Annotated in this window: 13 protein-coding genes; 5 read left to right on the forward strand and 8 right to left on the reverse strand. The window is 69.7% G+C overall.

The window, feature by feature from the left end:
- Window positions 1-4: 4 nt before the first annotated feature.
- Window positions 5-2,236, reverse strand: coding sequence for a catalase/peroxidase HPI (gene katG / locus ACIBX3_RS02475; RefSeq protein WP_397112261.1), 2,232 nt, complete (start codon window positions 2,234-2,236; stop codon window positions 5-7).
- Between the two features lie 33 nt (window positions 2,237-2,269).
- Entirely contained in the window at window positions 2,270-2,707 is a 438-nt protein-coding gene (locus tag ACIBX3_RS02480) for a Fur family transcriptional regulator (protein WP_397112263.1), read from the reverse strand.
- Between the two features lie 157 nt (window positions 2,708-2,864).
- Between ACIBX3_RS02480 and ACIBX3_RS02485 the strand changes: the two genes are divergently transcribed.
- Window positions 2,865-3,608: a class I SAM-dependent DNA methyltransferase gene (locus ACIBX3_RS02485; protein WP_397112265.1), complete on the forward strand. Its 744-nt coding sequence runs from the start codon at window positions 2,865-2,867 to the stop codon at window positions 3,606-3,608.
- Between the two features lie 85 nt (window positions 3,609-3,693).
- Here the strand turns inward: ACIBX3_RS02485 and ACIBX3_RS02490 are convergent, their stop codons facing one another.
- Complete coding sequence (locus tag ACIBX3_RS02490) at window positions 3,694-4,485, reverse strand: hypothetical protein (RefSeq protein ID WP_397112267.1); 792 nt, start codon at window positions 4,483-4,485, stop codon at window positions 3,694-3,696.
- Window positions 4,486-4,611: 126 nt separating this feature from the next.
- The gene (locus tag ACIBX3_RS02495; protein WP_397112269.1) at window positions 4,612-7,134 is read right to left on the reverse strand and encodes an ATP-binding protein; all 2,523 of its coding nucleotides are present in this window, start codon (window positions 7,132-7,134) and stop codon (window positions 4,612-4,614) included.
- Between the two features lie 297 nt (window positions 7,135-7,431).
- On the opposite strand from ACIBX3_RS02495, the gene ACIBX3_RS02500 reads away from it, so the two are divergent.
- On the forward strand, window positions 7,432-8,373 hold the full coding sequence (locus ACIBX3_RS02500; protein ID WP_397112271.1) for a GTP cyclohydrolase, FolE2/MptA family: 942 nt from the start codon (window positions 7,432-7,434) through the stop codon (window positions 8,371-8,373).
- A gap of 236 nt (window positions 8,374-8,609) precedes the next feature.
- Here the strand turns inward: ACIBX3_RS02500 and ACIBX3_RS02505 are convergent, their stop codons facing one another.
- Window positions 8,610-8,801 (reverse strand): hypothetical protein, encoded by a 192-nt coding sequence (locus tag ACIBX3_RS02505; RefSeq protein WP_397112273.1) that lies wholly within the window; start codon window positions 8,799-8,801, stop codon window positions 8,610-8,612.
- A gap of 219 nt (window positions 8,802-9,020) precedes the next feature.
- Here ACIBX3_RS02505 and ACIBX3_RS02510 point away from each other — a divergent pair, with 219 nt between their 5' ends.
- Window positions 9,021-10,283 (forward strand): ferritin-like protein, encoded by a 1,263-nt coding sequence (locus ACIBX3_RS02510; RefSeq protein ID WP_397112275.1) that lies wholly within the window; start codon window positions 9,021-9,023, stop codon window positions 10,281-10,283.
- A gap of 213 nt (window positions 10,284-10,496) precedes the next feature.
- On the opposite strand, the gene ACIBX3_RS02515 is transcribed toward ACIBX3_RS02510, so the two are convergent.
- Window positions 10,497-10,868 (reverse strand): hypothetical protein, encoded by a 372-nt coding sequence (locus tag ACIBX3_RS02515; protein ID WP_397112277.1) that lies wholly within the window; start codon window positions 10,866-10,868, stop codon window positions 10,497-10,499.
- Window positions 10,869-10,907: 39 nt separating this feature from the next.
- Window positions 10,908-12,206 carry an FG-GAP-like repeat-containing protein gene (locus ACIBX3_RS02520; protein WP_397112279.1) on the reverse strand — a complete coding sequence of 433 codons (1,299 nt, stop codon included), beginning with the start codon at window positions 12,204-12,206 and terminating at the stop codon, window positions 10,908-10,910.
- Between the two features lie 155 nt (window positions 12,207-12,361).
- Between ACIBX3_RS02520 and ACIBX3_RS02525 the strand changes: the two genes are divergently transcribed.
- A complete protein-coding gene (locus ACIBX3_RS02525) occupies window positions 12,362-13,072 on the forward strand; it encodes an alpha/beta fold hydrolase (RefSeq protein WP_397112281.1) in 711 nt (236 codons plus the stop codon).
- 247 nt (window positions 13,073-13,319) lie between these two features.
- Window positions 13,320-13,823 (forward strand): DoxX family protein, encoded by a 504-nt coding sequence (locus ACIBX3_RS02530; RefSeq protein ID WP_397112283.1) that lies wholly within the window; start codon window positions 13,320-13,322, stop codon window positions 13,821-13,823.
- Here ACIBX3_RS02530 and ACIBX3_RS02535 read toward each other — a convergent pair.
- A complete protein-coding gene (locus ACIBX3_RS02535) occupies window positions 13,820-15,049 on the reverse strand; it encodes a cysteine desulfurase family protein (protein ID WP_397112285.1) in 1,230 nt (409 codons plus the stop codon). The genes ACIBX3_RS02530 and ACIBX3_RS02535 overlap by 4 nt on opposite strands.
- Window positions 15,050-15,141 lie beyond the last annotated feature (92 nt).

Below are 15,141 nucleotides of genomic sequence, written 5' to 3' on the forward strand. Positions count from 1 at the left end.
GTGATCAGACGAGGTCGAACCGGTCCAGGTTCATCACCTTGTCCCACGCCGCGACGAAGTCCTTCACGAACTTCTCCTGCGCGTCATCGCTCGCGTAGACCTCCGCGAGCGCCCGCAGCTCGGAGTTCGACCCGAAGACGAGGTCGACCCGGGTGCCGGTCCACTTGACCTCGCCCGTGGCGTCGTCGCGGCCCTCGAACGCGTTCGCGTCCTCGGACGTCGCCTTCCACGTCGTGCCCAGGTCGAGCAGGTTGACGAAGAAGTCGTTGGTCAGCGACCCGGGGGTCGCGGTGAAGACGCCGAGCGGCGACTGCTGGTAGTTGGCACCCAGGACGCGGAGGCCGCCGACCAGGACCGTCATCTCGGGGGCGCTCAGGGTCAGCAGGTTCGCCCGGTCGAGCAGAAGGTACTCGGCCGGCAGCCGGTTGCCCTTCCCGAGGTAGTTGCGGAACCCGTCGGCGGTCGGCTCGAGCGCGGCGAACGACTCCACGTCGGTCTGCTCCTGCGACGCGTCCACGCGGCCCGGCGTGAAGGGGACCTGGACGTCGAAGCCGGCGTTCCTGGCCGCCTGCTCGACGCCCGCGGCGCCGGCGAGCACGATCAGGTCGGCGAGCGAGACCTGCTTGCCACCGGACTGGGCGGCGTTGAAGGTCTTCTGGATGCCCTCCAGGGTGCCCAGCACCGTGGCCAGCCGGTCGGGGTCGTTGACCTCCCACCCGATCTGCGGCTGCAGGCGGATGCGCGCGCCGTTGGCGCCGCCGCGCTTGTCGCTGCCGCGGAAGGACGAGGCCGAAGCCCACGCGGTGGACACGAGCTGGGACACCGACAGGCCCGAGGCGAGGATCTGGCCCTTGAGAACGGCGATGTCCTCAGCGTCGATGAGCGCGTGCGTCACCCCGGGGAGGGGGTCCTGCCACAGCAGCGGCTCGGACGGGACCTCCGAGCCGAGGTAGCGCACGATCGGGCCCATGTCGCGGTGGGTCAGCTTGAACCACGCGCGGGCGAAGGCGTCCGCGAGCTCGTCGGGGTGCTCGAGCCAGCGCCGCGTGATCTGCTCGTAGACCGGGTCGAACCGGAGCGAGAGGTCGGTCGTCAGCATCGTCGGGGCGTGGCTCTTCGACGAGTCGTGGGCGTCGGGGACGGTGCCCGCCCCGGCGCCGTCCTTCGGCCGCCACTGGTGCGCGCCGGCGGGGCTCTTGAACAGCTCCCACTCGTAGCCGTACAGGATCTCGAGGAAGCTGTTGTCCCACGTCGTCGGGGTGTTCGTCCAGATGCCCTCAAGACCGCTGGTGATCGTGTCGCCACCCTTGCCGGTGCCGAAGGTGTTCGCCCAGCCGAGACCCTGCGCCTCGATCGGAGCGGCCTCGGGGTCGGCGCCGACGTGCTCCGACGGGCCCGCACCGTGGGTCTTGCCGAAGGTGTGACCGCCCACGATCAGGGCGGCCGTCTCCTCGTCGTTCATCGCCATCCGGCGGAACGTCTCACGGATGTCGCGGGCCGCGGCGAGCGGGTCCGGGTTGCCGTTCGGGCCCTCCGGGTTGACGTAGATAAGGCCCATCTGGACCGCGCCGAGAGGGTTCTCCAGCTCCCGGTCGCCGGTGTAGCGCTCGTCACCGAGCCAGGTGGTCTCGGGACCCCAGTAGACGTCCTCATCGGGCTCCCAGACGTCCGCACGGCCACCGGCGAAGCCGAAGGTCTCGAAGCCCATCGACTCCAGGGCGACGTTGCCGGCGAGGATCATGAGGTCGGCCCACGAGAGCTTCTGGCCGTACTTCTTCTTGACCGGCCACAGCAGGCGGCGAGCCTTGTCGAGGTTCCCGTTGTCCGGCCAGCTGTTGAGCGGGGCGAAGCGCTGCTGGCCGGCCCCGGCGCCGCCGCGGCCGTCGCTGATCCGGTAGGTGCCGGCGCTGTGCCACGCCATCCGGATGATGAACGGGCCGTAGTGGCCGAAGTCGGCCGGCCACCAGTCCTGCGAGGTCGTCAGAACCTCCTCGATGTCCCGCTTCACGGCCGGAAGGTCGAGGCTCAGGAACGCCTCGGCGTAGTTGAACTCCTCGCCGAGGGGGTTGGCCTCGGCGGGGTTCTTGGCGAGGATCTTCAGGTTGAGCCGCTCCGGCCACCACTGGCGGTTCCCGCCACCCTGAGTCGGGTGCAGGGCGCGCCCGTGCGCGACCGGGCAGCCGCCTTCGCTCTCCATCTTCGGGTCTGTGACGATTGCGTCAGGGTTCTCAGACATGGAAATCCTTCTCAACTATGCGGATCACGGTGCTCAGGAAGTGCGGGCAGTGGAACAGCCGGGGCACAGGCCCCAATAGATGACCTCGGCCTCGTCGATCGCGAAGCCGCGGTCTTCGGACGCGGTCAGGCAGGGCGCGTGGCCGACCGCGCAGTCGACGTCGGCGACGACACCGCACGACCGGCACACGAGGTGGTGGTGGTTGTCCCCGACGCGTCCCTCGAACCGGGCCGGGCTGCCGGGCGGTTCGAGGCGGCGTACGAGTCCCGCGGCAGTGAGCGCGTGGAGGGCCTCGTACACGGCTTGAAGGGAGATGTGGCCTACGCGATCGCGCACCCCTGAGGCGATCGCGTCGACGTCGAGGTGATCACCGTCGCGGACGGTCTCGAGCAGCGCGACGCGGGCGGCCGTCACCCTCAGGCCGGCACCGCGCAGCTCATCGGCGGTGGCCGGGGTCTGGGATGCGGTCATGGCACCCAACCTATCCCCCAAAACGCGAACAGTTCAACTAAATGAATACCCCAAGTTTAGTAGCGCGTCAGGCAACGCCTGCCCTGTCGGGCGTGACGCCGGGGCCCGGGCTGAAACCCGCTGGCGGTGTGAAGCGATTCGCATGATGCTGGGTGTCATGCCGGACGCTCTCTTCGACGCGTGGATAGCCGAGCGGTATGAGGTTCTGTGGCCGGAGCTCTTCGATCCCGCGGTGGTTGATCCCGCCGTGGGCTTCCTCGCGGAACTGGCAGGAACCGGCGCGGCCCTCGAACTCGGCATCGGCACGGGTCGCATCGCGCTGCCCCTGCGCCGGCGAGGGGTTCGCGTGCACGGCATCGAACTCTCCGGCGCGATGGCCGCGCGGCTCCGAGCGCAGCAGGGCGGCTCGGACATCGGCGTGACGATCGGCGATTTCGCGAGCGCCACGGTGGGCGCGGCATTCCGGCTGGTATACCTCCTGCGCAACACGATCACCAACGTGACGACCCAGGACGAACAGGTCGCAGCCTTTTGCAACGCCGCCGCCCACCTCGAACCAGGGGGCTGTTTCGTGATCGAGAACTACATCCCCGAGCTTCGGCGCTTGCCGCCGGGTGAAACCATCCACGTCTTCACCTCGACACCCGACCATCTCGGCTTCGAGGAATACGATGTCGCCTCACAAATCGCGTACTCCCATCATCACTGGGTGATCGACGGTCAACTCAAGATCTTCTCTTCGCCGCATCGGTACGTGTGGCCTTCCGAGCTTGATCTCATGGCGCGCCTGGCCGGGATGACCCTCCGCGAGCGATGGAGCGGCTGGAACCGGGAGCCCTACACGAGCGAGAGCCGCAGCCACATCTCCGTCTGGGAGAAGCTCCGGCAGGCGTCGCACTAGGTCAAGACAATCGGCGTGTTGATGACGGCAGGGCTTGACGAGAGTGCATCGATGATCTCCTGGCGGGCGGAGAGCGTGCGTGTCTTCATCGCGTCGCCGGCTGGTGGTGCGGGTCGGCGAGGTCGTGGGCGGAACGGGCCAGCCAGATCACCATCAGGGCGTCGACGGCCGCCGCGGCGTCGATGTAGGGGCTCCCCGCGCGTGCGAGCGCCCAGCCCACCAGCGCGAGAACGAACGGCACCACCAGGGCGGCGATGCCGTACATGATGGTGGCCCGCTGCCAGCGGCCGTCCCGCCGCTGCGCCCGCAGCACCAGCACCGTCCAGATCAGGCTCGCCAGGCCGCAGATCAGGGGCAGCCAACTGGGCAGGTGCAAATCGAGGAGGTCGAGCGCCTCGACCGCGGCGAGCCCTCCGTACGCCAGCACACCCGCGGCCCGCACACGATCGGCACGCTCCAGATTACGTCCCAGCACCGGCTGGAACAGCACCACGACCACCCACATCACCACGGCGTCGACCACCGCCCACCAGGGCCAGAACGGCAGGAGGCGGTAGAGCAGCCACGATGCCGCGGCGGCGTACAGCGCGACCCGGAGCCGCCGCGTGTCCCGGTCCAGCTCGGGCGGCGGCCCCTCCAGCGGCCCGCGCAGACTCTGCCACAGCGCCCACGCCCACGGAATGCCGGCCAGGACCAGGATCAGCACGTTCGGCCACGTCACCGCGACGCCTTCGCCCACCTCCGTGAACAGCGTCAACCGCCACAGCGCAGTGAGGTCGCCGGCGGTCAGCGCGATCACGACGGCAACCGCCAGCGCGACCACGTACACACCTATGACGAGCAGGGCGGGAATGCCTAAGCGATGACGACGGGGCACGCGGCACTTCCTGAGGGCGAAGGGGATCGAGCGCCTACTTTAGCGAGCCGTCGCCGGGAAATCGATCAAGCATCCCGCCGGCCGGGCAACGTGTTGAGGGGCCGATTTTCCGGCTTTGACACCCGATCACGGCCTGGACTCGTCTGGGATTGCCGGCGGAGGGTTCGCCGGATCGAGGCGGGCGAGGTGAGTGCGGATGGTCGCGACGTCGATTCCTCTTTCGTCCATCCGGTCGATGCCGAGGGCGTTCATGATGGTCAGCGCCTGGGTCCAGTGCCGCTGGGCCGGGTCGTGCTCGCCGAGTGCGGCGTGGGCATGGGCGAGGCCGTCATGGGCGCGAACCTGGTCGCTCGGCTGGTCGAGGCCCGAGGCGAGCCGGAGCGCCTGGCGGTGGCTGTCGAGCGCCTGATCGTAGCGGCCGCAGTCGTGCTGGAGGCGCCCCATGCCGTGGATGGCCTCGAACTGCCAGTTGCGGTTGCCGATCTCGCGCGCGTGGTCGATGACCTGCCGGTAGCAGTTGCGGGCCTGCTGGTGCCGGCCCTGAATGCGGTGCAGGTGGCCGAGCCCGGTGAGGCTGCTGAGCTCGCCGATTCGGTGCTCCGTGTCGCGAGCCAGGCTCAGGGCCTGCGTGAAGTAGTCGGTGGCCGGCCCAGGCTCGCCTCGTCTGAGATGCACGTAGCCGAGGCCGATCAGCGCCCGCAACTCACCGGTACGGTGGCCGATCAAGCGGGCGATGCGCAGCGCCTGCGCGAGGTGCTCGATGCCCTGCTGGTACTGTCCCATCGCCCGATGGACGTTGCCGGAAGTGATCAATGCGTCCAGCTCGCCGGTACGGTTGCCGACCGCTTGCGCGATGGTCAGAGCCTGCGCGACGTACCAGGCGGCCGGGCTGCGCTCTTCGCGCCCGATATGGATGCAGGCGAGGCTGTTCAGCGCTCGGAGCTCGCCGGAGCGGTGGCCTATGGCGCGGGCGATGTCCGAGGCACGCGTGGCATCCTCGATGCCCATGTCGTAATGGCCCTGTATGCGGTGGATCTCGCCGAGTCCTAGGAGAGCCTCCATCTCGCCTGCGCGGTCCGCGGCGGTGCGGGCGGCGGACAGCGCCTGCGTGTGGAGGGTCTCGGCTTCGGCGTAGCGGCCGCGGGTGCGCAGGCACCGATGCAAGGTGGCCGACAGGTGCTGGATGTGTGTGGAGAAGCCGTGATCGGCGGCGTGCCGGGCGAGGGAGAGCAGGTTGGCCAGTTCCGCGTCCAGCCAGGTGGTGGCCGTTGCCGTGTCCGGCATGGAGGCGGTCCCGGAGGGAGGGCGCGGGCGGGTGTCGGCTTCGTAGGGGTAGAGGCGGTCCATCGCCGCCGAGGCGGCCTGGCTGTAGTGGTCCAGCAGCCGGGTCAGTGCGGCACGCCGGTCGGATTCGCTCTCTTGGCCGGCGGCCGCCGTGGCGGCGTGGGTGCGGATGAGGTCGTGGAAGCGGTAGCGGCCGGGAGTCGGCTCTTGCAGGAGGTGGATCTCCAGCAACCGATCCAGCAACATCGCGGCCTGCCCAGTGGTGGTGGCCAGCAGCGCGGCGGCCGCGTCGGCCGCGATGTCCGCCCCGGGGTGCAGCCCCAGCAACCGGTAGGCGCGTTGCTCGGCGGCGGCCAGCTCCTGATACGACAGATCCAGCGCGGCGGTGACACTCCGCTGCCCGGCATGCAGTTCACTCAACAGGCGCTGATGTTCCTCCAGCCGCTCCAGCAGATGCCCCACGTTCCAGGTCGGATGGGCCTTCAGCCGGGTTGCGGCCAGCCGGATCGCCAGCGGTAACAGCCCGCACCGCCGCACCACCTCGGCCAGCACCTCCCGCGGCGCGTCCGCGACCCGCTCCTCGCCTGCTGTGCCGGAAAACAACGCGATCGCATCCGCCGGCGGCAACACATCCACCGACACCGTACGGGCCTCGTCCAGGCCGAGCAGCCGCCGCCGGCTCGTGACCAGCACCAGACAGCCTGCCGTCCCCGGCAGCAGTGGCCGCACCTGCGCCTCATCGGCGGCGTTGTCCAGCACGATCAGCATCCTGCGGTCGGCCAGCACGCTGCGATACAGCGCGGCCCGGTCGTCGACATGCTGGGGGATCGACTCTCCGGGCACCCCCAGCACCCCCAGCATCCGGGCGAGCGTGTCGGCCGGGTCCACCGCGGCCATGCCCTGGGTGTAACCGTGCAGGTCGACGAAGAGCGCACCATCGGGAAAGCGAGAAGCCAGCTGGTGAGCGGCATGCACGGCCAGCGCGGTCTTCCCCACCCCCGCCATGCCGTCAATGGCGGTGATCACCACCGTGGCCGCGTCACCGCCCTCGCCCACGTCACCGAGAACGGTCAGCTCCCGCGCCCGGCCGACGAACGCCGCCACATCGGCGGGCAACTGCTGCGGCGTGGTCCGCATCGGGCGAGAGCTTTCCTGGCCCACGTTCGCGGCGCGGGCCAGGATCGACAGCTCCTCGTCATTCAGGCGCAGCGCTTCGGCCAGCGACCGCACCGACGCGCCGCGCGGGCGCCACAGCCGACCCGCTTCCAGCCGGCGGATGGTCCGGACGTTGAGCCCCGCCCGCACCGCCAGCTGCTCTTGGGTGAGCAGCGCCCGCTCACGCCAAAATCGCAGCAACGCCCCCAAAGCCGGCTCCTCCGCCGAAGAGCCCCCCTTGGCACCGTCGCTCATTCCTGACGGCATGAACACATCTCCCGCGGTCACCTGCCGGATGAGGGAAGACACTATGCCATATGGCCTTGACGGCCATGACAGAAGACTTTCAAGGCGCACATGCCTGCCAGGCTGACCCTTACCTGAATATGGCACATCCTTATGTCCTGCCAATGTCCTGCCGACGACCTGGCCTGCCGTGGCTCAACCGTGGACAGTTAGCGGACATGGGCCGGCGAGCAGGCGAACTCTCCTGGGCAAAGGAATATCATGACGGACCTTACCGCGTCGCCACAGACTTATTCCGACTCCTTCTATGACGTACCCGGCCAAGCACCGGCCGTGCGTATCGCACTCCCCTCCGTACGCATTCACCGCCAGCACATTCCTCTCTATGTGAACGACGCGCTGCTCGGCGGATTCATGCCGCTGATGGGCGAGGTGGAGGCCGAGGTGTCGCTCAACGCCCGGCAACGGGGCATCCACATGTCCCGCATCGAAGAGGCCTTCCAGCACGACGGCCGGCAGTCGATGGCGGAGATCTCGCTCGCCATCGCCGAGAGAATCCGCCGAACGCAGCAGCAGGAGACAGCGCGGGTACATTTACGGGCTCTGGCCCCCATCGTCACCTCCACGCCGGTGACCGGATTGCCCTCGCCCGACACCGTGGAGATCTCCGCGACCGCCGTGGCCGGCCCCAACCCCTCCGTCACGCGCTCGGTGGCGGCGACCATCATCACGGCGTGCCCCTGTATGCAGGGATACGCGCTCACCGAACTCGTCGGGGAACTTGGGCTGCCCGCCCAAGAGGGGCTACGGCTGCTCGGCCGCGTACCGATCGCGACTCACAGCCAGAAGGGACGGGTGTCCCTCGCCGTCAGCGCTCCCGACCTGGCCGCCCTGCCCGGACTTCAGCTCCTCTACCAGGCCATCGCCGACCACACCATCCTCACCCAGGAACTACTCAAACGGCCGGACGAATACGCGATGGTCCGCCGAGCCCACCTGCGTCCGCAGTTCGTGGAAGACGTGGCCCGTGACACCGCCGCGGGCCTCGCCCGCCAACTCCTCGCCCACGGCCACGACCTCAGCCCGCTCACCATCCGCGTCACCGCGGACAGCCACGAATCCATTCATGGCCACGACATCCAGGCCTCTCTCGAAGTCGCCGCCGCCGAGCTTGCTCATTTGGGTGCCGCGCACGACGAATAAGGCTGATGCCTCAACCTTCGGGCTCGGCATCTTCATGTCGGGACTTTCTCCGAAGCGACGGCCTCTTCATAAGCTTGCTACGTCGAGGACTCGGCCGGGAAATCGACTGGGCCCCGCACAGCGAGGACGGTCATTCCTGTATTGAGTGAACGCCTTGGCCGGCTATCTCCTCCCGGCCGAAGGTGATCACGATGTATCTGCCGTTGGCATAGCTGACCACAGGCCGCTGGAGCATGTCACCCACCCTGCGGGCGACCCCCCTGGAACAGCTCCGTCATCTCCGGGGTGTCGGCGGTCACCCTGAACCGTCCGTTGGCGAGGAGTTGCTGGGCGACCAAGGGAGAGAAATTCGCCTCGCCTCGGGCCTTCTCCTCCGCGCTGAGAGGGGTGCGCCGGAACGCGGGCTGCGCGCCGAGAGGGTGCGTCATCGCTGATCTCCTCGTGATCGCCGTCCACCTAGGATGCCATCCTCGTCCCACGGCGTCATCGCGGCGACAGCGCCGCGCAAGCGACCTCTGCGACAGTCGGCTCCGAGCACCTCGACGTCCTGCAGAAAGCCCGTAAGGAGACATCATGTTCGCACGCGCGGAAACCGGCGCCGGCCAGCAGGAAGAGGCAGACGCGGCCTCATGTGTAATTCTGTAAACATGACTGAGCCCCCCATCGTCATCGAGCATCGCGGACACGTCTGGTACCTGCTCGTCCAGGCCTCCCAGCTCGAGCATATGATCATGTGCCAGTACCTCTTCGCGGAATTCAGCCTCAAGACCGACGGCCTCACCGCCGAGCAACAAGCCGCCGTCGACCGCTGGCGCCACGAACTCCACGAAATCGCCGTCCAGGAAATGCTCCACCTCGCCCTGGTGGCCAACCTGATGGCGGCCATCGGCGCCGCCCCCACTTTCGGCCGTCCCAACTTCCCGCAATCCTGCGGCGCCTTCCCGCCGTCCCTGCAAATGCGGTTATTACCCTTCGGCGAAGCCGCCCTGACCCACTTCCTCTTCCTCGAACGCCCCGAAGGCATGGACCGCGCCGACGACGCCGGTTTCATCTCCTGCGACCCGCCGCCCAGCCCCATCACCCCCGGCGAGATCTTCCCCCGCGCCCAGGAGTTCGCCACCGTCGGCCACCTCTACCGCGGCATCAAGGACGGCCTGACCACCCTCGCCGCCACGCATGGCGAACAGCAGGTGTTCTGCGGCACGCCCCGGGCCCAAGCCACTCCCGAGCGGTTCCACTGGCCGGAGATGATCGCGGTCACCGACCTCGCGTCGGCCTGTGCCGCCATCGACGAGATCATCGAACAGGGCGAAGGCGCCCAGGGCGACTGGCAGGACGCCCACTACGGCCGCTTCCTGAAGATCTGGGAGGAATACACCGCGCTGCGGGCCGCCGACCCGCACTTCCAGCCCGCCCACCCCGCCCTCGGCACCTTCACTCGCCAGCCCTTCGACGTATCCGAACCGCAGCCGCTGATCGGCGACCCGGACACGCTGACGCTGGCCGAGCTGTGCAACCTCGCCTACGAGGCCATCCTGTGGATGCTCACCCGCTTCTTCACCCACACCGACGAGAGCGAGGACGAGCTCGACGTCCTGATCAACGGCGCGATCACGATGATGGCCGGTGTGCTGGCCCCGCTCGGCACCGAACTCACCCGCCGCCCGGCCGGCCCCGCACACCCCGGGCACACCGCGGGACCGGCCTTCGAGATGTACTACCTGATGGACAACGTGGTGCCCTGGCGGCAGGCGGCCTGGACGGTCCTGTCCGAGCGACTGCACCAGATCGCCGACCGGTGCGCCGCGCACGCCGCGGCCGACCCGGTGATCGCCACGGCCGCGCAACGCGTCGCCGCGGTGGCCGGCACGATCGACGCCGCCCGGATCAAGAGCGCCGAGCCCATGTGACGTCAGGCACTCGACCTCTCAGCCGGCAGGCCTCCGCACCGGGTCGTCGAGAGGCATCGCGGTAGGAGAGATCGTCGACGTCGGCGGCGTTCGGCCGGCGTGCCGGACAACCGGCGACGTCGACGCTCCGCCTCCGATTGGGCGATACGCCCGCACCCGGAGGTCGTCTCCACGCCTCAAGTGCCAACCGAGCCGACACGGAATCAGCCCGGTTCAATTCCCGCCTGCCGGGGCTGCCAGATGGGGTGGGACGTCGGTTACCGAGATCTGGCGATCCCGCACACATAGATGTCCCGCCCCCCCGTGCCCGGCGACCAGTGCGGCCGCGGCGGTGTCCGCGAACATGCCGTATCCGTTCTTGTCGATGACGGCGGTCGCCTTCTCCGCATGCGGGCGGAGTTCGTCGACGATGTCGATCTGCGGTGACTCCATGCATTCCGTCCAGCCGAGCAACCGCTCGTACGGGGAGCCTGGATAGTTGATATACCGGGTGAACACCACATCATTCCCCGCCGACGGCCAGCGGGTGGCGAGGCCGGCGATGACCGGGACCTCGCGGCATGTCCCTCCCCATGGGGCCACCATCCGCTGCCCCTGAGCCCGGCCAGCTGCACCGCTGCTCATTCAGGCGGGCAGGCCGAAGCGGGCCAGCACCCTCCTGCCGTCCGTCACGATGATCCCGAAGCTGTCCCCGCCGTGAACGAAGGCGAGCTCGTCGTCCCCGTCGCCGTCGTAGTCCCCCGCCGCCAGCGGTGCGGCCCGGCTCACCCCGTCGATTCCACCGCCGGCGCGCAGGCCGCCTGAGCCGCCCCAGAAGATCCGGACCGGACGGGCCGGGGAGCGGTTCGCCCCGCCGAAGGCGAGGTCGTCCCGCCCGTCCCCGTCGAAGTCGCCGGAGACCGCCGGGCCCGCGGTGCCCCTGAACACCTCGGTACGGCCACTCCCGTAGTAGACGGTCAACGTCCTGTCGACCGAGGGCGGTTCCGTCTCGTAGCCGGGTTCGTCGTTGCGGCCGCCGTCGTCGCCGACGGCCACGTCCCTGGCGTCGTCGCCGTCGAAGTCGCCGAACGCGGCCGACATCCCCGCGTTGAGCTTGCGCCCCGCCTTCGACAGGCCGCCGGGCCCGGCGGTGAGCAGCCAGCCGGAGGTCTGTTGTCCGTCGTCGCCCTCGTACACGATCAGCCCGGTCGCGCGCCGCCCGTCGATCCTGTCCACCGTCATCCGCCAGAACTCCGCACCGGTCGGCGACGGCTGGACGCTCTGGCGGCTCGGGACCCCCTGACGGTTGAACGGGCCGTACAGGACCGCCAGGTTCGTGTCACTCTGGCCGCCGGCGGGCGGGCTGGACATCGCCACGTCGGCGGCGCCGTCCCCGTTGAAGTCGCCGGCGACGGCCCGGTACGCCGCCACGTCGCTCTCCACGGGCAGCGGCACCGGGGTCGGAACGGCCCTGGCCTCGATGCCGCGCGGGCCGCCCCAGAAGATGTGCGGGCGCATCCGCTCGTCGCGGCCGCCCGGCCGGCCGTATCCCAGGATGTCGCCGAAGCCGTCGCCGTCGAAGTCGGCCCTGATGCCCACGTCGATCAGCCAGGAAAAGAACGTGTCGGGCGAGACGATCGTCCGCGTCCCCTGGTCGAGGCCCCGGGACGAGCCGTGGACGATCGCGAGATACCGCAGGTCCCTGCGGGGCAGGTCGACCTCGACGACCAGGTCCGCGCGGCCGTCGCCGTCGACGTCGTCGGCGCGCCGCCGGTCACCCTCGGACGCGCGAGGCGTGGTCGCCGGGACCGGGGCGGGAGTGGAGGCCGTGGGAGTGGAGGCCGTGGGAGGTCGCGAGGCCGTGCGGGGCTCGGGCCGGGGTTCGTCGCCGCATCCCGCGAGCAGGAGGGTCAACGCCAGCCAGATCATCACCCTTCGCGGCACAGGGACAGAGCTTAGTGCGCCGGCCACGTCGCACACAGCTCCGGCGACACCGGGCAGGCCGGCGGAAACAGGTGTTGAGCAGACCCGTGGCCATTCGGAGACCCGCAGGCCGGTACGCCCCGGGCGTTGTCGGTGGCCTTGGCTAACCTCGGGCCATGGACATCATCCTGATCCCCGGTCTGTGGCTCGACGGCTCGTCGTGGGACGAGGTCGTTCCCGCCCTCGATCAGGCGGGACACCGCACGCACCCGCTGACACTGCCCGGCATGGAGTCGAAGGACGCCGACCGCTCAAAGATCACCCTGCGCGACCACGTCGACGCGGTGGTCGAGGTGATCGACTCCTTCGCCCCTGCCGACGGCAAGGTCGTGCTCGTCGGGCACTCCGGCGGCGGGGCGATCGCCCATGCCGCGGCCGACGCGCGACCCGACCGCGTCGCCCGCGTCGTCTACGTCGACAGCGGACCCCTGGGCGACGGCGGAGTCATCAACGACGAGCTCCCGGTCGAGAACGGCGAGATCCCGCTGCCGGACTGGTCGCTCTTCGAGAAGGAAGACCTGGTCGACCTCGGCGACGAACTGCGCGCGGCATTCCGCGAGCGCGCGATCCCGTCGCCCGCGCTCGTCGCGAGCGATCCGCAGCGGCTCTCCGACGAGCGTCGATACGACGTGCCCGTCACCGTCATCGCGTGCGAGTTCCCCAGTGCGATGCTTCAGAAGTGGGTGGAGGAGGGACATCCGTACACTCGGGAGCTGGCGAAGATCCGCGAAGTCGAATACGTCGACCTGCCCACGGGACACTGGCCGCAGTTCACCCGGCCCGGGGAGCTCGGACAGGCGATCCTCGCGAGCGTCGGACCGGCCTGATCTGGTCCTGGACGTCCGGAGACGACGAGGTCCACCGGGACTACTCCCGCTGGGGTATGCCCGTGACGAGCTCTGACCTGGCCGTTCGTCTTCCCCTAGGGCACACCCCTGAGGCCTGGGGCGGTACGCGCCGGCCCCTTCGTACGTGTGACGATGTAGACCAAGTGTCTCCGCCGGCCTGACGTTCTCCCCTGCCGATTTCGCGAGTCTGAACCCAGACGAAAACGACATCGGCAGGGAGCACGAAATGACCTCCACCATCGAGAACACGATCGCCAAGCTGGCCGCCTGGTTGTCCCGGCACAGCATCGACGTCCTGCGCGTCAGCCTCGGGCTGGTCTTCGTGGCCTTCGGAACGCTCAAGTTCTTCCCAGGAGTCAGTCCGGCGGAGGCACTGTCGGTCGCCACGCTGGAGAAGCTGTCCTTGGGGATGTTGTCGGGATACGCGGCCCAGTTCGTGATCGCCGGCATGGAGGTCTTCATCGGCCTCACGCTGGTGACGGGCAAGCTGCTGAAGACCGGCCTGGTCGTGATGACCGGGGCGCTGGCCGGGTTCTTCGCACCGTACGCACTGTTCTTCACGGACCTGTTCCCCGGCACGCCGACGCTGGAGGCGCAGTACATCTTCAAGGACATCGTCCTGGCCGCCGCTGCCATGGTGATCGGCGCCCGCGCCCTCGGCGCCCGCCTGGTCCCGGCCCACGAGCGCACGGAGCGGGTTCATGACATCCGCCGGCGCGTGGCAGCCTAGCCCGCTACGACTGTGCCTCCCGGAGCTGGTCCGGGAGGCACAGTCGTGCATGCCCGGGCGATGAGCCGGGCGGCACGTCGTACCTCCGTCTCTGTGCTCCAGCGGCCCAGCGACAGGCGCAGCGCCGAGCGTGCCCGCTGATCGGGCAGGCCCATGGCGGTCAGCACCGGCGAGGGGGCGTCGACGCCTTCGTGGCAGGCCGAGCCGGTGGAGGCGGCGATCTCGGGGACGGCGGCCAGTAGGGCCCGCCCGGTGACGCCGTCGATGCTCACGTTCAGCGTGCCGGGCAGGCGTTCGGTGGGGTGGCCGTTGAGCCGTACGCGACCGGGCAGCAGCGCTTCGAGCTCGGTGTGGAGGAGGTCGCGCAGGCCGGCCAGGCGGGCGGCGCCGGCGGGCAGCTCGCAACGGGCCACCTCGGCGGCGCGGCCGAGGGCGGCGACGAAGGCGACGTTCTCCGTCCCGGCGCGCAGGCCGCCCTCCTGGCCGCCGCCGTGGATGATCGGCTGCAGCGGGGTGCCTGCACGCACGTAGAGGGCGCCCACCCCTTTGGGGGCGTACATCTTGTGGCCGACCAAGGTCAGCAGATCCACGCCCAGCGCGGCCACGTCCAGGGGGACTTTGCCGGCGGCCTGGGCGGCGTCGGTGTGGAACAGCGCCCCGGCCGCGCGGGCGAGGGCGGCCAGCTCGGCGATCGGCTGCAGGGTGCCGGTCTCGCTGTTGCCGTACGCGATCGTCACCAGCGCGGTCGGCTGTTCGCTCAACGCCGCTCGCAGGTCGTCAGGGTCGGCGCGGCCGCGGCGGTCCACCGGCAGCAGCCTGACGGCGAATCCCGCCGCGCGCAGGCTCTGGCAGGACTCCAGGACGGCGGGATGCTCGGTGGCCAGGGTGATGATCTGCCGCCTGAGCGGGTCCAGGGTGGCGATCGCGGCGCCGCGGACGGCCAGGGTGTCGGCCTCCGATCCGCCGCCGGTGAAGACGATCTCGTCCGGAGCGGCGCCGAGCAGCGCGGCCACCTGACCGCGCGCCCGGTCGAGGGCCTCGCGCGGCGCGCGGGCGTAGTGGTGGCCACTGGAGGGGTTGCCGAAATGCGTGCTCAGGTACGGCAGCGCGGCCTGGAGCGCCGCCGGGTCGACCGGGGTGGTGGCGTTGTAGTCCAGGTAGATGGGCCCGTCGGCCGGCGCAAAACAGGTCACGGTGTCCTCGTTGTCGCTCATTCCCTCGTCCATGATGCCTCCCCCGGGAGGTTCGGCCAATCGCCGTCGCGAGCCCGCACTTCCGCGGCCACGTCCCGCGACGCGCTCGGCCAGCGTCGCCGGGC

Source organism: Nonomuraea sp. NPDC049480, from assembly GCF_044465905.1.
GTDB lineage: Bacteria > Actinomycetota > Actinomycetes > Streptosporangiales > Streptosporangiaceae > Nonomuraea.

Bases quoted from the DNA above. Each gene is read 5' to 3' on its own strand.
- ACIBX3_RS02500 (WP_397112271.1), top strand. From the start codon at position 7,432: ATGACGGACCTTACCGCGTCGCCACAGACTTATTCCGACTCCTTCTAT.
- ACIBX3_RS02480 (WP_397112263.1), bottom strand. From the start codon at position 2,707: ATGACCGCATCCCAGACCCCGGCCACCGCCGATGAGCTGCGCGGTGCC.
- ACIBX3_RS02530 (WP_397112283.1), top strand. From the start codon at position 13,320: ATGACCTCCACCATCGAGAACACGATCGCCAAGCTGGCCGCCTGGTTG.
- ACIBX3_RS02485 (WP_397112265.1), top strand. From the start codon at position 2,865: ATGCCGGACGCTCTCTTCGACGCGTGGATAGCCGAGCGGTATGAGGTT.
- ACIBX3_RS02510 (WP_397112275.1), top strand. From the start codon at position 9,021: ATGACTGAGCCCCCCATCGTCATCGAGCATCGCGGACACGTCTGGTAC.
- ACIBX3_RS02535 (WP_397112285.1), bottom strand. From the start codon at position 15,049: ATGGACGAGGGAATGAGCGACAACGAGGACACCGTGACCTGTTTTGCG.
- ACIBX3_RS02515 (WP_397112277.1), bottom strand. From the start codon at position 10,868: ATGGTGGCCCCATGGGGAGGGACATGCCGCGAGGTCCCGGTCATCGCC.
- ACIBX3_RS02525 (WP_397112281.1), top strand. From the start codon at position 12,362: ATGGACATCATCCTGATCCCCGGTCTGTGGCTCGACGGCTCGTCGTGG.
- katG (WP_397112261.1), bottom strand. From the start codon at position 2,236: ATGTCTGAGAACCCTGACGCAATCGTCACAGACCCGAAGATGGAGAGC.
- ACIBX3_RS02505 (WP_397112273.1), bottom strand. From the start codon at position 8,801: ATGACGCACCCTCTCGGCGCGCAGCCCGCGTTCCGGCGCACCCCTCTC.